The organism is Acinetobacter sp. PFS20 (genome assembly GCF_052261015.1).
GTDB lineage: Bacteria > Pseudomonadota > Gammaproteobacteria > Pseudomonadales > Moraxellaceae > Acinetobacter.
In genome coordinates this window covers 637,577-659,333 of the sequence record NZ_JBPVZE010000001.1, presented here as the reverse complement: position 1 = coordinate 659,333, position 21,757 = coordinate 637,577, and the positions used below count along the sequence as shown (strand labels likewise).

17 protein-coding genes and 1 riboswitch are annotated in these 21,757 nt (G+C 40.6%); of the genes, 14 read left to right on the top strand and 3 right to left on the bottom strand.

Annotated elements, in window-relative coordinates; all coding sequences use genetic code 11:
• The first annotated feature begins 1 nt into the window (after position 1).
• The 4 genes from ACS125_RS03165 (at position 2) to lpxC (ending at position 4,532) form a co-directional block, all read left to right on the top strand.
• Positions 2-856, top strand: a complete 855-nt coding sequence (locus tag ACS125_RS03165) for a cell division protein FtsQ/DivIB (RefSeq protein WP_004790066.1) — start codon at positions 2-4, stop codon at positions 854-856.
• A gap of 60 nt (positions 857-916) precedes the next feature.
• Positions 917-2,179, top strand: coding sequence for a cell division protein FtsA (gene ftsA, locus ACS125_RS03160; RefSeq protein ID WP_004790064.1), 1,263 nt, complete (start codon positions 917-919; stop codon positions 2,177-2,179).
• Positions 2,180-2,343: 164 nt separating this feature from the next.
• Entirely contained in the window at positions 2,344-3,519 is a 1,176-nt protein-coding gene (ftsZ, locus tag ACS125_RS03155; protein ID WP_004790062.1) for a cell division protein FtsZ, read from the top strand.
• 110 nt (positions 3,520-3,629) lie between these two features.
• Positions 3,630-4,532: a UDP-3-O-acyl-N-acetylglucosamine deacetylase gene (gene lpxC / locus ACS125_RS03150; RefSeq protein ID WP_004790060.1), complete on the top strand. Its 903-nt coding sequence runs from the start codon at positions 3,630-3,632 to the stop codon at positions 4,530-4,532.
• A 97-nt stretch (positions 4,533-4,629) separates the two neighbouring features.
• On the opposite strand, the gene ACS125_RS03145 is transcribed toward lpxC, so the two are convergent.
• Complete coding sequence (locus ACS125_RS03145; RefSeq protein WP_004790058.1) at positions 4,630-5,070, bottom strand: DciA family protein; 441 nt, start codon at positions 5,068-5,070, stop codon at positions 4,630-4,632.
• A 107-nt stretch (positions 5,071-5,177) separates the two neighbouring features.
• Between ACS125_RS03145 and ACS125_RS03140 the strand changes: the two genes are divergently transcribed.
• The 5 genes from ACS125_RS03140 to ACS125_RS03120 all read left to right on the top strand — a co-directional run bounded on the left by ACS125_RS03140 (position 5,178) and on the right by ACS125_RS03120 (position 12,043).
• Positions 5,178-5,870, top strand: a complete 693-nt coding sequence (locus ACS125_RS03140; RefSeq protein ID WP_005300632.1) for a M23 family metallopeptidase — start codon at positions 5,178-5,180, stop codon at positions 5,868-5,870.
• A 249-nt stretch (positions 5,871-6,119) separates the two neighbouring features.
• Positions 6,120-8,837, top strand: a complete 2,718-nt coding sequence (aceE, locus tag ACS125_RS03135) for a pyruvate dehydrogenase (acetyl-transferring), homodimeric type (protein ID WP_312821272.1) — start codon at positions 6,120-6,122, stop codon at positions 8,835-8,837.
• 2 nt (positions 8,838-8,839) lie between these two features.
• Complete coding sequence (locus ACS125_RS03130) at positions 8,840-10,813, top strand: 2-oxo acid dehydrogenase subunit E2 (protein ID WP_443270478.1); 1,974 nt, start codon at positions 8,840-8,842, stop codon at positions 10,811-10,813.
• 146 nt (positions 10,814-10,959) lie between these two features.
• Positions 10,960-11,238: a hypothetical protein gene (locus ACS125_RS03125; protein WP_174741962.1), complete on the top strand. Its 279-nt coding sequence runs from the start codon at positions 10,960-10,962 to the stop codon at positions 11,236-11,238.
• Between the two features lie 28 nt (positions 11,239-11,266).
• A riboswitch (yybP-ykoY riboswitch) is annotated at positions 11,267-11,452 on the top strand.
• Between the two features lie 15 nt (positions 11,453-11,467).
• Positions 11,468-12,043, top strand: coding sequence for a TMEM165/GDT1 family protein (locus ACS125_RS03120; protein WP_003654075.1), 576 nt, complete (start codon positions 11,468-11,470; stop codon positions 12,041-12,043).
• A gap of 60 nt (positions 12,044-12,103) precedes the next feature.
• Here ACS125_RS03120 and ACS125_RS03115 read toward each other — a convergent pair whose 3' ends face one another.
• Complete coding sequence (locus ACS125_RS03115) at positions 12,104-14,242, bottom strand: TonB-dependent siderophore receptor (protein ID WP_443270476.1); 2,139 nt, start codon at positions 14,240-14,242, stop codon at positions 12,104-12,106.
• Between the two features lie 226 nt (positions 14,243-14,468).
• Here ACS125_RS03115 and ACS125_RS03110 point away from each other — a divergent pair, with 226 nt between their 5' ends.
• From ACS125_RS03110 to recJ, 5 genes are all read left to right on the top strand, one after another.
• A complete protein-coding gene (locus tag ACS125_RS03110; RefSeq protein ID WP_443270474.1) occupies positions 14,469-15,266 on the top strand; it encodes an MBL fold metallo-hydrolase in 798 nt (265 codons plus the stop codon).
• Positions 15,267-15,460: 194 nt separating this feature from the next.
• Positions 15,461-16,927 carry an IMP dehydrogenase gene (gene guaB, locus ACS125_RS03105; protein WP_004790042.1) on the top strand — a complete coding sequence of 489 codons (1,467 nt, stop codon included), beginning with the start codon at positions 15,461-15,463 and terminating at the stop codon, positions 16,925-16,927.
• Between the two features lie 148 nt (positions 16,928-17,075).
• Positions 17,076-18,413: a phosphoglucosamine mutase gene (gene glmM / locus ACS125_RS03100; protein WP_440203230.1), complete on the top strand. Its 1,338-nt coding sequence runs from the start codon at positions 17,076-17,078 to the stop codon at positions 18,411-18,413.
• A gap of 10 nt (positions 18,414-18,423) precedes the next feature.
• Positions 18,424-19,080 (top strand): pyridoxamine 5'-phosphate oxidase, encoded by a 657-nt coding sequence (gene pdxH, locus ACS125_RS03095; protein ID WP_443270471.1) that lies wholly within the window; start codon positions 18,424-18,426, stop codon positions 19,078-19,080.
• Positions 19,081-20,781, top strand: a complete 1,701-nt coding sequence (gene recJ / locus ACS125_RS03090; RefSeq protein ID WP_443270469.1) for a single-stranded-DNA-specific exonuclease RecJ — start codon at positions 19,081-19,083, stop codon at positions 20,779-20,781.
• Between the two features lie 49 nt (positions 20,782-20,830).
• On the opposite strand, the gene ACS125_RS03085 is transcribed toward recJ, so the two are convergent.
• Positions 20,831-21,598 carry a putative porin gene (locus tag ACS125_RS03085; RefSeq protein WP_004790036.1) on the bottom strand — a complete coding sequence of 256 codons (768 nt, stop codon included), beginning with the start codon at positions 21,596-21,598 and terminating at the stop codon, positions 20,831-20,833.
• Between the last annotated feature and the right edge of the window lie 159 nt (positions 21,599-21,757).

Genomic DNA, 21,757 nt, shown 5'->3' with positions numbered 1-21,757 from the left:
TATGGCACAACTTCCGGCTTCCATGCGCCGTAAACGTGCGGCCATCACCTCTATTCATGATAAACCACCTACACGTAAGCAGAAGCTTGCAAATGCTGGTGGATGGGTGCTGTTGGTTATTGCTTTTGTAGTGCTGGCAGTCGGAATTTATGGGCTATATAAAGTTATTACAGATGCAACAGTTGCAAAGTTAGAAGTTGTGGGATCGACGTCTTCAGTTGAAACACAACAAGTGATGCAGCATGTTGCTCCAATTATAAAAGCGAATTATTTCACATCTGATTTAGAACAGATTCGTGATAAAACATTAGAAATTTCGTGGGTAGACCGAGTTGTAGTATCTCGTGCTTGGCCCAATGGTATTCGTGTTCGTGTCATGCCTCGACATGCCATCGCCCGTTGGGGAACAGGTCGCTTGTTAAGCGATGGAGGCGATGTATTCAGTGAGGCAGAGCCGACTATTCATCCTGAGCTTCCGTTACTCCATGGTCCGGTAAGCCAGTCAAAAATGATGATGCGACGCTATAATGAAATCAATCAATTATTTCACCCTGCCAATTTGCGTCTAAAAGAGTTATATCTGACGGAGCGAATGACTTGGTTTATGCAGTTTGACTCAGGTTTACGAATTATTGTTGACCAAGATCAAACAATGAATAAGTTGCAACGTTTAAGCCATCTGGCACAATCTGACTTAAAACAAGTGTGGCCGAAAATCTCAGCCATTGATTTGCGATATCGTAATGGATTATCTATTCAATGGAAGAACGCAACACCACCTAAAATTGTGAATGGTCAGTTTGTTGTAACGATTGATGACACAAGCATTGCAGGTGGAACAAAAGCAAAGCCATAATACGTGGCTTTAAAATAGGCAATTTGCCTGGTATTAAACAACAAAGAAATGGTATGAGTGATGAATGAAGCTGTTCCCTCAGTTGTTGCGATTGACATTGGGACGCATAAAGTTTCAGTTTTGATTGGAAAAATTCATGCGCCGGATAACATTCAAGTTATCGGTATGGCAACTGCTCGCAATCGTGGCATGAATAAAGGAAAAATCGTAAGCCTCGATAAAGTTATCGCTGCGATTAAAAATGCTGTCGCTGAAGCGGAAAATATGGCCGAATGTCGCATTCATAGCGCATGGGTATCGATTCCGAGTACCGAGTTGCAAAGTTTTTATGCCTCTGGCCGCACACCAGTTGCTAATCCAGCACATGTTATTACAACAAATGAAGTCGTGCGCGCGTTAGAATTGGCAAAAGCAAGTCATGTGACTTCTGATTACTATTTAGCAAGTGCAGTGCCATTAGGCTTTGAATTAGGTGATTCTGCTGAATGGGTGCAGAATCCAATTAATATGACTGCCCATAGTATGACCGGACATTATCAGTTAATGATGATGCCGATTGCGACTATGCAAAACCTTGATCGCGCTATGAAAGGTGCAAATATCGGGGTTGAAAAAATGGTGGTATCTTGTCTGGCAACCGCTGAGGCAAGCTTGCTTAAAGATGAAAAAGAGTATGGTGTTTGTCTGGTCGATATTGGCGCAGGCATTACCAATCTTGCCGTTTATTTAGATGGACGTTTGGCTCTGGCACGTACATTGCAACGCGGTGGTGAGCACGTTACGCGTGATATTGCTGCTGTATTGCAAACTACAACAGAAGAAGCTGAGCGTATTAAAATTCTGTATGGTTGTGTTGATTTAAGTGCTGTTAAGCCAGATCACATGATTCAGGTAGAAGGAATTGATGGCCCTCAAACTATTAGTCGAATTGAGTTGTCAGAAATTATTATTGCCCGCTATGAAGAGATCTTTAGCCAGATTCGCGATGAGCTCGAAAACAGCGGTGCAATTCATGGTTTATACCATGGTGTAGTGTTGACAGGGGATGCTTGTCAAATCGAAGGTATGGTGAGTTTGGCTCGCCGTATGTTGGGGGTATCTGCCCATTTGGGTAATCCGCCGTTACAGGTTTATGCTGATGATCAACATCAGGCAGCATTACGTCGTTCGATGTATGCAACAGCAGCTGGTTTGCTCATGTTTAGCCAAAGTGAGTTGCAAGAAGCTGTTGAAGAGCCTGAAGAGGCAAATGACCGTTCGGTATGGGAGCGAATGGTAAATGGCTGGAATGCATTTAATAGCAAGCTAAAAGCCATTTTTTAGGATGTATGGATTTATTGGTAGAATTGTTAGGAAGTTGTAAGAGAAAACCACTGTACTTGACAAGGTTTGTATTGCACAGCATTCTTAAAATTAGTTATTTTTGAAAATCAAGGCAGTATACGGGCTGAAGTGACTGCCATAATGTATTAGGAACCCTAAAGGTCATGGCCTCATTTGAATTTATAGAAGATGAACTAAACGATGGCAACGGTCAAGCCCGTTTCACTGTATTTGGTGTAGGTGGTGGTGGCGGTAATGCCGTTCAACATATGGTGCAGTCTGATATTCAAGGTGTTAAATTCGTTTGTGCCAATACAGACAAACAAGCACTAGACTGTATGAATGCACCTTTCAAAATTCAGTTAGGCGAGCAAAGTACACGTGGTTTAGGTGCTGGTGCTAACCCTGAAGTTGGGCAAGTTGCAGCAGAAGAAAGCCGTGAAATTATTCGTCACCATCTTGAAGGTACGGATATGGTATTCGTTACCGCTGGTATGGGTGGTGGTACGGGTACAGGCGCGGCTCCTGTGGTGGCTGAAGTTGCCAAAGAAATGGGTATTTTGACTGTTGGTGTTGTAACAACTCCATTTAACTTTGAAGGCCGTCGCCGTTTAAAATCTGCTGAACGCGGTATTGAAGCGCTTGAAGCACATGTTGATTCATTGATTATTATCCCGAACCAGCGCTTACTTAGCGTATATGGCGATATTTCAATGAAAGATGCTTATAAAAAAGCTGATGATGTATTGTTAAACGCTGTACGTAGTATCTTTGACCTTGTTGTAAACCGTGGTCACATTAACCTTGACTTCGCCGATTTGAAAACTGCAATGAGTACTCGTGGTTACGCAATGATGGGTGCTGGTTTAGGTCGTGGTGAAGATCGTGCACGTCAAGCAGCTGAACAGGCTATTCGTAGCCCATTGCTTGATAACGTCAATATTATTAATGCTAAAGGTGTGTTGATTAACATTACTGGCGGTGATGATATTACGTTACGCGAAACTGAAATCATTACTGATGTTGTGAACCAGATTGTTGACCTTGATGAAGGTGAAATTTTCTACGGTACAGTATTTGATCCAGATGCGCGTGATGAATTACGTGTAACAGTAATTGCAACTGGTTTAACGCGTAATGCAGCAGATGCAGAACCGAGAAAACGTAATACAGTAAGTCATGCAACGTCTCAAGCGGCTCAATCTGTTGATGAAGATGACGTTCCTGCTATTAATAAGCGTCAAAATGCAGACAATGAAGTGAGTAGCAATGCAAGTTCTTCTCCGCGTTCTTCTCCGATGAGTATTCAAGATTACTTGAAAAATCAGCAACGTAAGTAAAAAATTATTAAATTTTAAAAAAGGCAGTGTTTAAACACTGCCTTTTTTTGTTTTTGATCAATGACTAAATATGCTAACGTATAGCGGTTTTAAAAAAGAAGTTACAAAGCATGGTGAAACAACGTACTCTCAATCGTGTGGTAAAAGCGAGTGGAATAGGTCTTCATAGCGGTCAAAAAGTGATGATCAATTTCATTCCACATACCGCGGATGGAGGTATTGTATTTCGTCGTATCGATTTAGACCCGCCCGTTGAAATCCATGCAAATGCATTGCTCATTCAAGAAGCTTTCATGTGCTCCAATTTAGTGATTGGAGATATAAAAGTTGGAACGATTGAGCACGTAATGAGCGCAATTGCAGGTTTAGGAATTGATAACCTTATTGTTGAGGTATCTGCGTCCGAAGTTCCGATTATGGATGGAAGCGCCGGCCCGTTTATTTACCTCTTAATGCAAGGTGGATTGCGTGAGCTAGATGCACCGAAAAAATTTATAAGAATATTAAAACCAGTTGAAGCATTAATAGATGATAAAAAAGCGATTTTTAGCCCGCATAATGGTTTTCAGTTAAATTTTACGATTGATTTTGACCATCCAGCATTTGCTAAAGAATATCAATCTGCCACTATCGACTTTTCTACTGAAACTTTTGTATATGAAGTCAGTGAAGCTCGTACTTTTGGTTTTATGAAAGATCTCGATTACCTCAAAGCAAATAACTTAGCCTTGGGGGCAAGTTTAGATAATGCCATTGGTGTAGATGACACAGGTGTTGTGAACGAAGAAGGCTTACGTTTCGCTGACGAATTTGTGAGACATAAGATTTTGGATGCAGTAGGTGATTTGTATTTACTTGGTCATCAAATTATTGCCAAGTTTGATGGCTATAAATCGGGACATGCTTTAAATAATCAGTTGTTACGCAATGTTCAAAGTGATCCGAGTAATTATGAAATTGTAACATTTAATGACGAGAATGAATGTCCAATTCCATATGTCAGTGTGACATAAGTCATTGTCTTTACTTGGCTACGTTATATTGTAACATTGCAAAGTGTGATTATTATCACATAACAAGAACGATTCTAATTAAGAAATAGAAAGCTCATTATTTTTTATTGCTTGCCAAACGTAGTAAAGCTTGGCTAAGCTTAGGGTCGCTCACAAAGTCGGCTGCACTACGTAACATTTCTTGTGTTTCCGGGGGGATGGGTTTAGAGGGCTCAGATGAGGGTGGATTTGGAGTATTTTTATTTCTCAAGCGAACCTGAATTCTTTGTAAGTCTTTTAACCCTTCAAGTTGAGATAATTTAGATACATATTGGTTCTGTAAATAACTGAGTTGACTAATCATCGCCTGATTTTCACCAGTAATGATTAAAGAACCATTTTGATAACACACGACCTGCCATTGTTCCGGTTGGGGCAATAAGGGTTGGATTATTTTCGTAAGTCTTTGCCATTGCGCGACTTGCGTTGTTAGAAACGTAAGGTTTCCTGTTTTTATGTGTTTTCCGGTTTGTTGAAAAACGTTATCGGGTTTAGACATGGGTCATTCTCGGATAGATTCTTGTCTTCATCTTAAGCGTTCATTTCGATTGATATCAAGGAAGAGATCATAAGGAACTTGAGTAAGAACAGTTTCAAGAGGTTTTTATGCACACGCGTCGTATTTTATTAGCGTTTTCACTTGCCGCTTCGGCAGCATCAGTTGCTTTTGCAGATTATCAAACAATTAACCAATCTACTGATTCAGATCGATTGGAACAACTATCAAAAACATTATCTCAAGGTTCATACACCCATCCTGATGATTTAGATCTTCCGGCGAGTGCGAAAGTTTCAGTGACCTTACGCCAAAAAACGGTTGAGCTCAACAATGAATCGCTCGCAAAAAAATATGGCAATACGAGTGCAAAGAATTCTTTTAATGCCTCTTCTTCAAATGCTTACTCTTGGTTAGTTTCGCATCCTCTTCCTGATACTGTACGAGTTTCTTCGAACTTCGGTGGTCGTACAATGAGCGGCCGTGCCGAACATCATGGTGGTTTAGATATGGCTGCTCCAAGTGGCACGCCAATCTATGCAACAGGCCCAGGTATTGTAACGAAATCTGGCTGGGGCACTGGCTATGGTCAATACGTTGAAATTAACCATGGGAATGGTTACTTAACACGCTATGCTCATGCTTCGCGCTTAATGGTACGTGTAGGTGACCAAGTGTCGGCAGGTGAGCATATTGCCAATGTAGGCTGTACTGGTCGCTGTACTGGCCCACATTTGCACTACGAAGTAGTAAAAGATGGTCAACGTAAGAATCCAACTACTTACTTGGCGATGCTTCCTTAAAAGCATAGTTAAAAAGTTAAGGTTATTAAATTTATGAATCTGAAATTAGCCTAAACCTTTTTTAACGTAAAGATTGTATAAAAAAACGCCATTATTGGCGTTTTTTTGTTATTTTGTTTAATGCTCGGTCAATGACTATTCATTCAGAAAATAATAGGCCCCCCTCACATTCACCCGTGGCAATAACTAGAGAGGGGTAAAACGTGGTAAAAATACAAAGTAGATTAAAGAACAAGGAACAGGTGAATTATGGCGTTTTACGGTGACTCCGATGCACAAGAAACCCAAGAGTGGCAAGATGCATTCGATTCAGTTTTACAACATATGGGAACTGAGCGCGCAGCATTCTTATTGGAAAAACTTTACCAACAAGCAATTGCTAAGCATGTTCCAATTCAACGTCTCAATACACCTTACTTAAATACAATTTCTGTTGAAGAACAACCTGCAATGCCAGGCGACCAAGATATGGAACGCCGTATTCGTGCATTGATTCGTTGGAATGCCTTAGCAATGGTACTTCGTGCGAATAAAACAGGTGATGATTTAGGTGGACACTTGGCGAGCTTCGCATCAAGTGCAACATTATATGACGTAGGTTTTAACCATTTCTTCCGTGCAAACAGCGATAACTTTGGCGGAGATATGATTTATTACCAAGGACACTGTGCTCCTGGTATTTATGCACGTTCATTCCTTGAAGGACGTTTAACTGAAGAACAGTTAAGTAATTTCCGCCGTGAAGTTGGCGGTAACGGTTTACCAAGCTATCCACATCCATATTTAATGCCGGACTATTGGCAATTCCCAACTGTATCAATGGGTCTTGGTCCAATCATGTCGATTTATCAAGCGCACATTCAAAAATATTTGATGAACCGTGGCTTGATCAAAGAAGAAAATCGTAAAGTCTGGGCTTATCTTGGCGATGGTGAGATGGATGAGCCAGAAAGTACTGGTGCAATTTCACTTGCTGGTCGTGAAAAACTTGATAACTTGATTTGGGTTGTTAACTGTAACTTACAGCGTCTAGATGGTCCTGTACGTGGTAACGGTAAAATCATTCAAGAATTAGAATCTTTATTCCGTGGTGCGGGCTGGCGTGTCATTAAAGTGGTATGGGGCCGTCATTGGGATCCGCTACTTGCAAAAGACAACACAGGCGCTTTAAAAGCGGTAATGGAAGAAACTGTTGATGGTGAATACCAACGCTATCAAGTGAAAGGTGGTGCATATACACGTGAGAAATTCTTTGGCAAGTACCCAGAAGCTGCGGAACTTGTAAAAGATTTAAGCGATGAAGACATCGATAATCTTAACCGTGGTGGTCATGACCCGTACAAAGTTTTTGCTGCTTATGCAGAAGCAATGACAGCTAAAGGTCAACCAACAGTTATTCTTGCAAAAACTGTTAAAGGTTATGGTTTGTCTGAAGAAATTGAAGCGGTGAATAAAACTCACCAAATCAAAAAAATGCAGATCGACTCTCTAAAATATGTACGTGACCGTTTTAACTTGCCATTTACAGATGATAAATTAGAAGAGCTTCCATTCTATCGCCCAAGTGAAAACTCTCCAGAAATGAAGTACATGAAGGCGCGTCGTGAAGCATTAGGTGGTTACCTACCTGCACGTCGTAAAGAGAGTGAAATTTTAGCGATTCCTGAATTATCTGTATTTGATGCAGTATTAAACGGTTCAGGTGGTAAAGAGCAATCTACGACTATGGTGATGGTTCGTTTAATTGCTGCTTTACTTAAAGAAAAAGCAATTAAAGACCGCGTAGTGCCAATCGTTCCAGATGAAGCACGTACATTTGGTTTAGAAGGTATGTTCCGTCAGCTTGGTATTTATGCTGCTCACGGTCAAAAATATACTCCAGAAGACCAAGAACAGTTAATGCATTACCGTGAAGCAAGTGACGGTCACATGCTTCAAGAAGGGATTAACGAAGCTGGTGCGATGAGCGCATGGGCTGCGTTGGCAACAAGTTATTCAACGAATAACTTGCCAATGATTCCAATGTACATGTACTACTCAATGTTTGGTTTCCAACGTATTGGTGACATTGCATGGGCTGCTGGTGATGCACAAGCTCAAGGTTTCTTGTTAGGTGCTACTGCTGGTCGTACCACATTGAACGGTGAAGGTTTACAGCACCAAGATGGTCATTCACATATCTTGGCGAACACGATTCCAAACTGTGTATCTTACGATCCATGTTTTGGTTATGAGTTGGCTGTAATCGTACATGATGGTTTACAACGTATGTATGTGAACCAAGAGCGTGTGTTCTATTATCTAACTGTAATGAACGAAAACTACGAGCATCCTGCAATGCCTGAAGGCGCTGAGGAAGGCATTAAACGTGGTATGTACTTGTTCGAAAAAGATGAAAAAGCAACTGTTCAATTACTTGGTTCAGGTGTAATTCTTCGTGAAGTGATCAAAGCTGCGAAAATCTTACGTGATGAATACCAAATCCATTCAAACGTTTGGAGTGTAACAAGCTTCAATGAATTGTCTCGTGATGGTATGGCATGTGAAGAATACAACCGCTTACACCCACTTACTGAAGAAGTGAAAGAGTCTTGGGTATCTAAACAATTACGCGGTACAGAAGGTATTGTTGTTTCAGCAACAGACCATATGCGTGCGTATAGCGAACAAATCCGTGCCTATCTTCCAGATGGTCGCCCATTTGTTGCGTTGGGTACAGATGGTTATGGTCGCTCAGATACACGTGCTAACTTGCGTAGTTTCTTTGGTGTTGATGCTGCACATATCGTTGTTGCTACTTTGAAAAAATTAGCTGACGAAGGTGAAGTAGATGCACGTTTAGTTAAAGATGCAATTTCTAACTTTGAGTTAGATACTGATCGTCCAGTGGCATGGGCTCCACAAGCACATCCAGAAGTTCAAGCAGTTGCTGAATACCATGAAGCGCAAACAGGTGAGGGGAACTAAGCATGCAAATTAAGACCCCTGATATTGGCGTAGATAAAGCAGTTGTTGCTGAAATTTTGGTAAAAGTTGGCGATAGCATTGCTGAAAATGACAGCCTTGTTTTGCTTGAGTCAGATAAAGCCTCTGTTGAAGTGCCTAGCACTTCAGCAGGTGTAGTGAAAAGCATCTTGATCAAAGAAGGCGATAGCGTAACTGAAGGTACGGTATTGTTTGAACTTGAAGCTGAGGGTGCTGCACCTGTAGCTCAAGCAGAAGAAGCTGCAAAACCTGCACCAGCAGCTGAAAAAGAAGCACCTGCTCCAGCTCCACAAGTTGCTGCACAACCAGCAGCTGCAACCACTAGCCAAGTGGTTGAAGTTCAAGTTCCAGATATTGGTGTTGAAAAAGCACTAGTTGGTGAAATTTTAGTAAAAGTTGGCGAGCAAATCGATGTTGAGCAAAGCATCGTTGTTGTTGAATCTGACAAAGCAACTGTAGAAGTACCAAGCAGTGTTGCTGGTACTGTAGAAAGCATTCAAGTTAAAGAAGGCGATACAGTTAAAGAAGGTGTTGTGCTCATTAAAGTGAAAACAACATCTGCATCAAGTGCGCCAGTTGAAGCTCCTGCTTCTACAGCAGCTCCAGTAGCAGCATCTGCACCAGTTCAACAAGAAACTGTAGCTGCGGCTGCTACTCAATCTGGACCAGTTGATATTAACGTTCCTGATTTGGGTGTAGATAAAGCAGTTGTTGCTGAAATTTTGGTACAAGTTGGCGATAAAGTTGATGTAGACCAAAGCCTTGTTGTGGTTGAGTCAGATAAAGCGACTGTTGAAGTTCCAAGTACTGTTGCGGGTGTTGTGAAAGCGATTCACTTGCAAGCAGGCCAACAGGTTTCACAAGGTATATTGCTTGCAACAATTGAAGCTGAAGGCCAAGCACCTGCTGCGGCACCAGCGGCAAAAGCAGAAGTAGCTCCAGCTGCACAGGCAGCAGCGCCTAAAGCGGCAGCTCCTGCTCCGACTCAGGCTGTATCTGTTCCAGCGTCTGGCAGTGACAAGTTAACTAAAGAGCAAGAAGCCGAAAACGCTAAAGTATATGCAGGTCCTGCTGTACGTAAGCTTGCTCGTGAACTTGGTGTAATTTTGTCACAAGTTAAAACTTCTGGTGAGCATGGCCGTGTTGTTAAAGAAGATATCTTTGCTTATGTGAAGACTCGTTTAACTGCGCCACAAGCTGCACCAGTTGCTGCGGCTGCACCAGCGGTTTCGGGTTTGCCAAAGCTTCCTGACTTCACTGCATTTGGTGGCGTGGAAGAAAAAGTACTGACGCGTTTGCAGCAAGTATCAATTCCGCAATTGTCGTTGAACAACTTTATTCCGCAAGTCACCCAGTTTGATTTGGCTGACATTACTGAGTTAGAAGATTGGCGTAATGAGCTGAAAGGCAACTTCAAAAAAGAAGGTATCAGCCTGACGATTATGGCATTCATAATCAAAGCAGTTGCGTATTTGTTGAAAGAAGAGCGTGAGTTCGCAGGTCATCTATCTGATGACGGTAAATCAGTGCTCTTGCGCAATGAAATCCATATGGGAATTGCGGTAGCAACACCTGATGGTTTAACTGTGCCAGTACTTCGTAACCCAGACCAAAAATCAATTAAGCAAATTGCAGTTGAATTGGGTGTGTTAGGTCAAAAAGCACGTGATAAGAAATTAACACCGAAAGACTTACAAGGTGCGAATTTCACGATTACAAGCTTAGGTTCGATTGGTGGTACATCATTTACACCACTTGTGAACTGGCCACAAGTTGCGATTTTGGGTATTTCACCTGCAACGATGCAACCAGTTTGGAATGGTAAAGACTTTGATCCACGCTTAATGTTGCCGTTGTCGATGTCTTATGACCACCGTGTAATTAATGGTGCAGATGCCGCTCGATTTACCAATAAACTTACGAAACTTCTTAAAGATATTCGTACTTTATTAATCTAATATTTTGAAATGAATCATTAAAACCTCGCTTCGGCGGGGTTTTTATTTTGGTATTTAATTTAATTGATTTTAGGTTAATCTAAAGATTAAGAGGGAGTGCTCGAGAGAGGAAAAGTTTCTCGTTTTAGGTAAAGGAGAAATAATAAATGGTGAATTTTTTAAAAATCATGTTACCGATTCTGTTGGTTGTATTTTTATTGATGGGATTATGGGTCAGTTTTTTGCACTTTCCTTGGGAGTGGATGACCTACGTTGCAATCGGTTTGGAAGTATTTGTGGCAACGCTTATTTTGCCATTTGAATTTCAATCACAACATATAGCTGGCATTAACAATTTTGGTTTTATTAACTTAAGTATCTGTTTAGCTTTACTATTAGGCTTGGGGAGGCTATTAGTATGGGCATGGATAAAATTTTTTGTTTGAAAAATAGCACTGCTCGAATATAATGAGCACATACTTCATTGGGGAGTAGCCGCTATTCATTTCTGAATGAATAGGTGATGATCAACATAATTGTTCAACAGAACATGGTCATCATAGCTTAAACGTCTCATCGTTTCCGAGTTGGCAAGACCTTTGATTTACCACTCTGCAGATATTTGGCTAGCAGGAGCGGTAGGTCATGGGCATTTATGCTAGCCAGAGAAACGACATGCAAGAATTTCTGATTTCTACCTCGATTGTTGCCCTTGCTGAAATGGGCGATAAAACTCAATTGTTGGCCCTTTTACTGTCTGCACGTTTCCGTAAGCCAATCCCTATTCTGATTGCGATTCTTTTAGCAACTTTAATTAACCATGGTATCTCTGCTGTGCTTGGGCAGTGGATTACGACCGTGTTGAGTCCCGAAATTTTAGTTTGGGTACTTGCGGGTGGTTTTATAGGTATGGCGTTCTGGATGCTTATTCCAGATAAGCTAGATGATGAAACAGATAGCATTAACAGATGGCAAAAATTTGGTGTTTTTGGTGCAACCTTTATCCTGTTTTTCTTAGCAGAAATTGGTGATAAAACCCAGATTGCGACAGTTGCTTTAGCTGCACGTTATGACAGCATTTTCTGGGTGATGCTAGGTACAACCTTAGGTATGATGATTGCCAATGCACCAGCTGTATTTATTGGTAATAAATTAGCTGAACGTTTATCTATCTCACTTATCCATAAAATTGGTGCTGCTATTTTCTTAATTGTAGGTGTCTCTACTTTAGTGCAGCATTATTTCTTCTAAAGCATTTAAAGCTACCATAAAAAACGCACTCGAATTGAGTGCGTTTTTTTGTGGATTATTTTAATAGTTAAATTTCACTGTGAAGTTAATTTGGCGTGGGTTACCGAGCGTCACCAAATTCTCGTTCAGTGCACCTGCATAGTAATCTTTATCAAATAGGTTACGGATCGCAAGTTGAGCACCCCAATGTCCAGCGTCATAGCCAGCTTCAGTGTCAAAGACTGTATAGCCCGGAATGTGGATATCTAAGCCATCGACAGTTTTATATGTTTCGCCACGGAATCCACCGCCAACATACCAACCAAGTTTTGATTCTGGGTCAAATTTATAACGTGCTGACAAGCTATAAGCATGCTCAGGAATATTATCGAGTGCTTTTCCTACATTGCTTGAGTTTGCATCTTTACTAATTTCAGCATCAATGGTGTAGGTATATGCAGCCGTTAATTTTAAGCCTTCTAATACATCTGCATTTAACTCAGTCTCAATACCGCGAGTTAACTGTTCGCCACGTTGTATTTTATAGCCACTATTCGCAGTATCAGTGACTAAAACATTTTGACGTTTTAAATCATACCAAGCGATAGCGCCTTGAATTCGTTGATCAGGACTTTGTAATTTCATTCCGACTTCAACCTGTTTTCCTTCTTCAGGTTTGAACGGATTATTATTTACATCAGTACCACTGTTAGGTGTAAATGAAGTGGCATAGCTGACATAAGGGGCAACAATGTCATTAAGGGTATACATGACAGAGGCGCTACCCGTAAAAGCATTGTCTGATTGTTTACTTGCACTACTTGTAACTAAGCTTGTGCTTTGAGTTTGTGCCCAGTCTTGGCGTCCAGATAAGCTTAAAAGCCATTGATCATTGAGTTGAATGCGATCACGTAAATAGAGTCCCAAATATTTGAGACGATTAATATCCCGAACATTTTGCTTCAATGTCACGTTTTGACCATAAACGGGGTCATAGATATTTAAATTACCAATATCGTATTTATCATTGGTGTAGTCACTTTTTTCCTGAAAAGCATCTACTCCGATATTAAGGTCGTGTTGCATACCATATAAATCAAACTGCTTGTTTAAACGGTTATCGATGGCGAAACTTAAGTTATCAATTACTTGATGTCGACTATTATTTGCTCGGTTAATGGTTGTGTAAGATGAATCTGCCCAAAACTTTTTAGTTTGAGCAAAAACCGCAGTACCATCCATTTCAGTTTTTTGAACTGCAAAACTCTGGTTAAAGTTCCAGCCATTATCAAAAGCATGTTTAAACGTATAACCAGTGCGGTAAACATCTGCTTCATATTTACCGAAGTTAGGGTCGCCAATATATAAACTTCGGTCTATAGCGCCGTTAGGATTGTCTTTTAATGTGCCAATTACAGGCAAGCCTTGCTGACGAATATATTCACGATGCTGATAGCTTGCGATGACAGAGAGGTCAGTGTTATCACCTAAGTCGAAATTGTAAGAAGGGGAGATATAGTAATTTTTAAAATACACATAATCTGTCGGGTCATCTTGGTCAGAGATGCGGCCATTTAAACGAAAAGCACCTTTCTCACTATTATTAGGGCTATAGTTTAAATCGAATGTACCTTCTTTTAAGTTATAGCTGCCATAAGTCATGCTAGCACGTGCAAAGTTTTCTGCTTCAGGTCGTTTAGTGACTAAATTGACCATACCACCTGGTGCAACCAAACCGAAATTAATAGAGGCAGGGCCTTTTAAGACTTGGACCTGATCCATGCCTGATAGTTCAGTGGCAACGTAAGTATTTTGTCCAACTCTTAAACCATCTACATAAACCGAATCGGAAGAGGTCTGTCCTCGAATAACAAAATCATCCCAACCACGACGACCAAGTTTTCCAGCTTCAACACCTGCAACACCTTCAAGTGCATCTGCTAGAGTTCTAGCTTGTTTCTGGTCGAGCTGTTCACGAGTCACCACAGAAACTGATTGAGCTGTCTTAAATAAGGGTGCATCTGATTTTAGGGCAGAGGTTGCTTTTGTTGCGACATAGGGAGAGCTGGGTTCTTTTTGCGCCTGAATAGAAATTGTGGGTAGCACACTGGTCGAATTCTGTTGTTCTGCTGTTCCATCAGCATGACTTGCTGTCATTAAGCTAAAAATAGCAACTGCTAACAATGTTTTGGAGCTTGAAAAATAAGGTACTTGGTTCATGGGAGGCCTAGACAGCGCAAAAGACAAAACTGATAATGAGAATTATTTTAATTTATTGCGTGTAAATTTTAAATAACATTATGATTCATTTATAAAATAAGAAAAGCAAAAGCTATTTTAAAATATTATGAGAAAAATAAAGCAATTCATTGCAAGAGTTATAGAATCCCTTTATTTTAGTATGGATATAAAAATATCTAATATTTAAAGTTTTTTGGGGAATTGTATGGGGTTTGAAAAAACAACATCGCAGATATTATTTGATAATGGCGTACATAAATGTATTAGTTTTACCAGTTTGGTCAAAGGGGAAGGTATCCAAGCCAATCAATTTTTAATTATTGATCATGAGCGCGCTGCTGTAATCGATCCAGGTGGTGATTTGACCTATGTTCCATTAACGATGGAATTAAATAAATATACACGTTTGAAAAATCTAGACTATGTGATGGCTTCGCATCAGGATCCAGATATTATTACCTCAATGCCACGTTGGTTAGTCTATACAGACGCTAAAGTGGTGGCGTCAAAATTATGGGCACGTTTTCTACCGCACCTAAATTCCTCATTTATGAGTGAGCGTATGAAAGGAAATTGGGAAGACCGTCTTATTGAATTACCTGACCGTGGTCAAGTGATTCAATTGGGGGAGTCAAAGCTTGTGGTGGTTCCTGCACATTTTCTACATTCGGTTGGTAATTTTCAGTTTTATGATCCAGTCGCCAAAATTTTATTTTCTGGTGATATGGGCGCTTCACTTGTTGAGGATGCTAATCAACCTTTAAGAGATTTCGATACGCATGTTCTGAAAATGAAAGCTTTTCACCAACGCTATATGTGTTCAAATAAGGTTATCCGTTTATGGGTAAACATGGTCCGCCAGATGGACATTGAAATGATTGTTCCACAGCATGGCAGTCCATTTATTGGCAAAGAAATGATTAATCATTTTTTGGACTGGATTGAGGTTTTACCTTGTGGTGTTGACTTGATGACAGAACAAGTTTTTAGTTGTCCTGCCTAAATATGATGTCTAATGATCAACCCAGATAAAATTCTGGGTTGCAAAAACATGGGTTAAAAAATAACGTTAAAACTATAATAAGTGGGAATTATTTAGAGCAGCTCTACATCTATTGCTGAAAAAGGCAAAGATAATATGAAAATTGCATTGAAATTTGTTTATAATAGCTCACGGAATTTACCAGTGAGATTGTTATGCTGACCATCGTTCAAGAAGCGCTAACCTTCGATGATGTCTTATTACTTCCTGCCTACTCTACTGTTCTCCCAAAAGATGTCTCTTTAAAGACACGATTAACTCGCGGCATTCATTTAAATATCCCATTAGTTTCAGCTGCAATGGATACAGTGACTGAGTCACGTATGGCGATTGCGATGTCACAAAATGGTGGTATCGGGATTTTGCACAAAAACATGGATATTGCTGCTCAAGCTGCAGAAGTACGCCGTGTAAAGAAATTCGAAGCGGGTATGGTGAAAGACCCTATCACTGTAACGCCTGAAACTACAGTACGTGAACTGATTGCGATTACCACTGCTAATAACATTAGCGGTGTACCTGTTGTTAAAGACGGCAAGGTTGTTGGTATTGTGACAGGCCGTGATACGCGTTTTGAAACTAATTTAGAACAACCTGTTAGCAACATCATGACAGGTCAAGATCGTTTAGTCACTGTACGTGAAGGCGAATCTAAAGAAAATATTCAAGCATTATTGCAAAAACACCGTATTGAAAAAGTCTTGGTCGTTGGTGAGAGCAACGAACTTAAAGGCTTAATTACAGTGACTGACTTCCGCAAAGCTGAAAGCTATCCAAACAGTTGTAAAGATGACCTTGGTCGTTTACGTGTTGGTGCTGCGGTAGGTACAGGTGCTGATACACCGAGTCGTGTGGAAGCATTGGTTGAAGCTGGTGTTGACGTAATTGTTGTTGATACAGCACATGGTCACTCAGCTGGTGTAATTGAACGTGTACGTTGGGTGAAACAAAACTTCCCTCAAGTACAAGTGATTGGTGGAAACATTGCAACTGGTGATGCTGCATTAGCATTATTAGATGCAGGTGCAGATGCTGTAAAAGTAGGTATTGGTCCTGGTTCTATCTGTACAACACGTATTGTGGCAGGTATTGGTATGCCACAAATTTCTGCGATTGACAGCGTTGCTAGCGCACTAAAAGATCAAATTCCTTTAATTGCAGATGGTGGTATCCGCTTCTCTGGCGATATGGCAAAAGCGATCGGTGCGGGTGCAAGTACGATCATGGTTGGTTCATTACTTGCAGGTACTGAAGAAGCGCCGGGCGAAGTTGAGTTTTTCCAAGGTCGTTACTACAAAGCATATCGTGGTATGGGCTCATTAGGTGCAATGGCGGGAGCAACTGGTTCTGCTGATCGTTATTTCCAAGATTCAAAAGCGGGTGCTGAGAAATTAGTACCAGAAGGAATCGAAGGCCGTGTTCCATATAAAGGCCCAATGGGTAACATCGTTCATCAAATGATGGGTGGTTTACGTTCATCGATGGGTTATACCGGTTCTGCTGTGATTGAAGATCTTCGCCAAAATGCGAAATTTGTGAAAATTACTTCAGCTGGTATGTCTGAGTCACATGTTCATGATGTAACGATTACTAAAGAAGCTCCAAACTATCGTGTTGGTTAGATTTTGGTAACCAAAACAATGAAGAAAGCCGTCATTACACTGACGGCTTTTTGTTTTTGGTGTAAAGTAAATCTAACGAAAAGAAATATGGCGGAATTGCCATATATGAAGTGAGCCACCCTGAAGTGGCGTAAGAATGAGATAAGCTATGAGTTATTTTGGAACGGATGGTATTCGTGGAAAATTTGGGCAAATGCCTATTACTCCAGAGTTTGCTTTAAAACTCGGATTTGCTGCAGGGAAGGTATTAAAACGAACGAGTCCAAAAAATAAACCACTCGTTGTATTAGGAAAAGACACTCGTTTATCTGGTTACATTTTAGAATCTGCTTTGCAGGCGGGCTTAAACGCTGCTGGCGTATATGTTCATCTACTTGGTCCATTACCAACACCAGCAATTGCACACCTAACTCGTGCTTTACATGCACATGCAGGTATTGTTATTTCTGCATCGCATAATCCATATTATGATAATGGGATTAAATTCTTCTCAAGCGAAGGTAAAAAATTACCGGATTCATTACAAGAAGAAATTAACCACGAATTAGAAAAAGATTTATTTATTGAAGACACTGCAAACTTAGGTAAAAGTGTTCGTGTAAATGATGCCAATGGCCGCTACATCGAATTTTGTAAATCTACTTTCCCTTACCACTTCGATTTAAATAATTTAAAGATTGTGTTGGACTGTGCTCATGGCGCTGCATATAGCGTTGGGCCTTCAGTTTTTCGTGAGTTAGGGGCAAAAGTTGTTGCTTTATACAATGAACCAGATGGCTTAAATATTAATGAAAGCTGTGGTTCAACACATCCTGAACACTTACAAAAAGCAGTAGTTGAGCAGGAAGCAGATTTAGGTATTGCTTTTGATGGTGATGCTGACCGTGTTGTGATGGTTGATAAGTTTGGTAACTTAATTGATGGCGACCATATTTTATATATTTTGGCGACTCAAGCTCAAAATAAGCCAGCGGGTATTGTTGGTACTGTCATGAGTAATATGGCACTTGAAGTTGCACTTGAAAAAGCAAACGTTAACTTTGTTCGTGCAAAAGTCGGTGACCGCTATGTATTACAGGCTTTAGAAGAAAATGCTTGGGTGATAGGTGGTGAACCTTCTGGTCATATTCTAACTTTAGACAAGAGTACGACTGGTGATGCCATTATCGCCGCACTTCAAGTATTAACAGTAATGGTCGAGCAAAATAAGGCTCTTCATGAATTGGTTCAAGACTTTAAATTATTCCCACAAGTTCTTTTGAACGTACGTTTAGAACAAATGCTTGATCCGTATTCTATTCCGGCATTGGTTACTGAATTTGATAAAGCAGAAGCACAGCTCAAAGGCCGTGGACGTATCTTGATTCGTAAGTCTGGAACAGAGCCGGTGATTCGTGTCATGGTTGAAGGTGATGATGAGCAAGAGGTGAAAGCTTTAGCTCAACATTTAGCAGATTCAGTTCGTTCACAAGCACAAGTCGCATAAGGTGCATGACATGAGTGATGTCATTAAAGATTTAAGTGAATTACGCTTAAGTTATGAGCAAGGTGAGTTGCATGAGGGGCAGGTTGAATCTAACCCTCATCAGCAGTTTCTTGTTTGGTTTAATCAGGCTCTAGCAGCCAATTTGCATGAACCCTATGCAATGTCATTAGCAACTGCAAGTGCAAAGGGCAGACCTCATGTTAGAACAGTTTTGTTACGTGGGGCCACAGAAGCTGGTTATGATTTTTATACGAATTATGACAGTCAAAAAGGTATTGATTTGGCAGAAAATCCATATGCCGAATTATTATTTTACTGGCCAAGTCTAGAACGTCAGGTGCGAGTGGGTGGTCGCGTAGTTAAAATTGCTGAGCAAGAATCTACAGAATACTACCTTAAACGACCACGTGATAGCCAGATTGCAGCGCATATCAGTACCCCCCAAAGTGGTAAAATTGAAAGCCGAGAGCTGTTACAGCAACGTTTTCAAGACTTACAACAGCAAGTTGAAAGCCGTGAAGTGCTTGACAAGCCGGAGTTCTGGGGCGGTTATCGTCTGCAACCAGATTATTATGAATTCTGGCAAGGACGACCAAATCGTTTACATGACCGCTTGAGTTATGAAAAAATCGACGGTCAATGGACGCTGCACCGACTGATGCCTTAAATGACAAAAATACAAATCAAACAAAGACCTTTATTGACACGCCCTGAACAATTTCAGGGCGTGCCGCCGTTTATTGCCGAAATTTTGGCAAGGCGTGGAGTAGAATCTGAACAGGAATTAGAGCTAAAGCTTAAGAATTTATTAGCCCCGCAGCTCAAGGGACTAGAGACAGCTGTGACATTAATAGATCAAGCTATTGATGCACAGAAAAAGATTATTATTGTTGGCGACTATGATGCTGACGGTGCAACCAGCACAGCGTTAATGGTATTGGTGCTTCGTGATATGGGAGCACAAGTCGACTATTTAGTTCCAGACCGATTTAAATACGGTTATGGGCTTACCCCCGCAATTGCAGAGCTTGCACACCAAACTTATCAACCTGATTTATTAATTACAGTTGATAATGGAATTTCCAGCCATGCTGGAGTTGATACAGCCCATGCTCTGGGCATGCAAGTTATTATTACCGATCATCACTTAACAACAAAAGAAACGCCTCTAGCAGAGGCGGTGGTGAATCCAAATCAATTAGGCTGTGATTTTCCGAGTAAGGCGCTTGCTGGTGTTGGTGTTGCATTTTATGTGTTGGCTAATTTGGCAAGTTTACGTACTAGACAAGGTAAAAGCACAAGCAAAGTCACTCGATATCTAGATTTGGTTGCTTTGGGAACTTATGCGGATGTTGCTGTATTAGATTATAACAACCGCATTTTAGTGGATGCAGGTGTGAAGCGGATTCAGCAACATCAATGTCGAGTTGGGATATTGGCACTGTTGGATATTGCTGGCCGAGAGGCGTCGTCTTTGCGTGCACAAGATCTAGGTTTTGTTTTAGGTCCACGTATTAATGCTGCTGGGCGTATGGAGAGCATGCGAATCGGTATAGAGTGTTTATTAGCAGACTCTATGGAAACAGCTTACCCGATTGCTCAACAATTAAATCAGTTGAATATAGAGCGGCGACAAATTGAAGGAGAGATGAAGCAACAAGCTTTATCTGCTTTAGATAGTTTGCAGCTCTCAAAAGAAGATATTCCCCCAGCTCTGGTGCTCTTCGAAGAAAACTGGCATCAAGGCGTGATTGGGATCGTGGCAGGGCGTTTAAAAGAACAGTTTCATCGACCAGCTATTGTCTTTGCACCAGATGAAGATGGTGTCCATATTAAAGGATCTGCGCGTTCAATTGATGGGGTGCATATTCGAGATACGATTGAACAGGTTGCTGAACAACATCCCGAATTGGTGAGCCATTTTGGTGGACATGCAGCAGCGGCAGGTTTAACGATACGTAAAGAAAATTTTGATGCTTTTAAAACAGTGTTTACTACCTGTGTTGCAGCTATGGAAGAATCTTTGTTTCAAGCTACTTTATGGACAGATGGGGAATTACCAGCTTCGGCTTTGCAACTAGACACATTGGATTGGATTGAGCAACTTGGACCATGGGGGCAAAAATTCCCATTTCCTCAGTTTGAAGGACATTTTAAAGTTGTTGATTATCGTTGGCTTAAAGAAACACATCTAAAACTTAGATTGGCTCTTGATCAATATACTTTTGATGCGATTGCTTTTAATGCCGTTGGACGATTTGAATTTAATCCTATGCAAGATGAAGTTCATTTGGTCTATGAGATTGACCGTAATGTATTTAAGGGTAATGTAAATTTACAATTGCGTATTGTGCATTTAAACCAATAAAAAAAATCCGCTCATTTGAGCGGATTTTTTTATAAACTTATAGGTAAGATTAGAAGCGGTAGCCTGCACGAACACCATAAGTGTTATCGTTGTCACCGAAACCAATACGACCTTCAAGACTTACTTGTTGATTTAAGAATTTTTTAGCATTAATACCAAATTCATCTTTATCAGTTAAGTCGTTATTGTAGTAATCCACACCAAGGCTTAAAGTTTTATCGATGTAGTAGTCACCACGAACTTTATATTCGTCTAGGTCACCAAACGCACCGAACGCTTCAAGGTTTACGTCATGTTGACCTACTTGAGTTACGTATTTAGCACGAACTGTTGGATCAGCGCCGTCTTTACCGTCTTTCTCGTCGTAACCTTTAACACCTAGTGCAAGTAATAGACCTGGAGCTGGTAAATAACCTACTTCAGCTGCATAAGTAGTTACTTTGCTATCAATATTGGTGTTATCAATTTCACGCTCATTACGGCCTACATCACCGCTAAGGTAGAAATCTGAGTTAGGAACATAGTATTCAACACCTACGCCATACTGAGTATCTTTAGTACCGCTGTTATCACCATAGTTGATAAGTGCGTTAACATTACTTGCACGGCTTAAAAATGCTGCTTCTGCAAGTGGAGCGTTACGAGTTTGAACAGGATTAAAGTAATAAGTCCCGTCAACACCGAATTTACTTACGCTGCTACCGTTGTCTGGATCAAGATAATTGTAAGAACCACCAACTTCAGCTTGGTAAGCGTTTGCTGCGCCACTTACTGCGAGTGCAGATAAAAGAGCTGATGCAATTGCTAGTTTTTTCATGGAATCTCTCCCCTCTAAAAAGCGATTTTATAAATGTTTTGTTACAACTTTTAGTCTAGAGGAAAATCGGGTAGCGTCAATCTTGCACAAGTAACCGCACTGTAACTATGTGCTTTTTTTGTAAATATATTTAACTTAAGTATTTGATTTTAAAATATA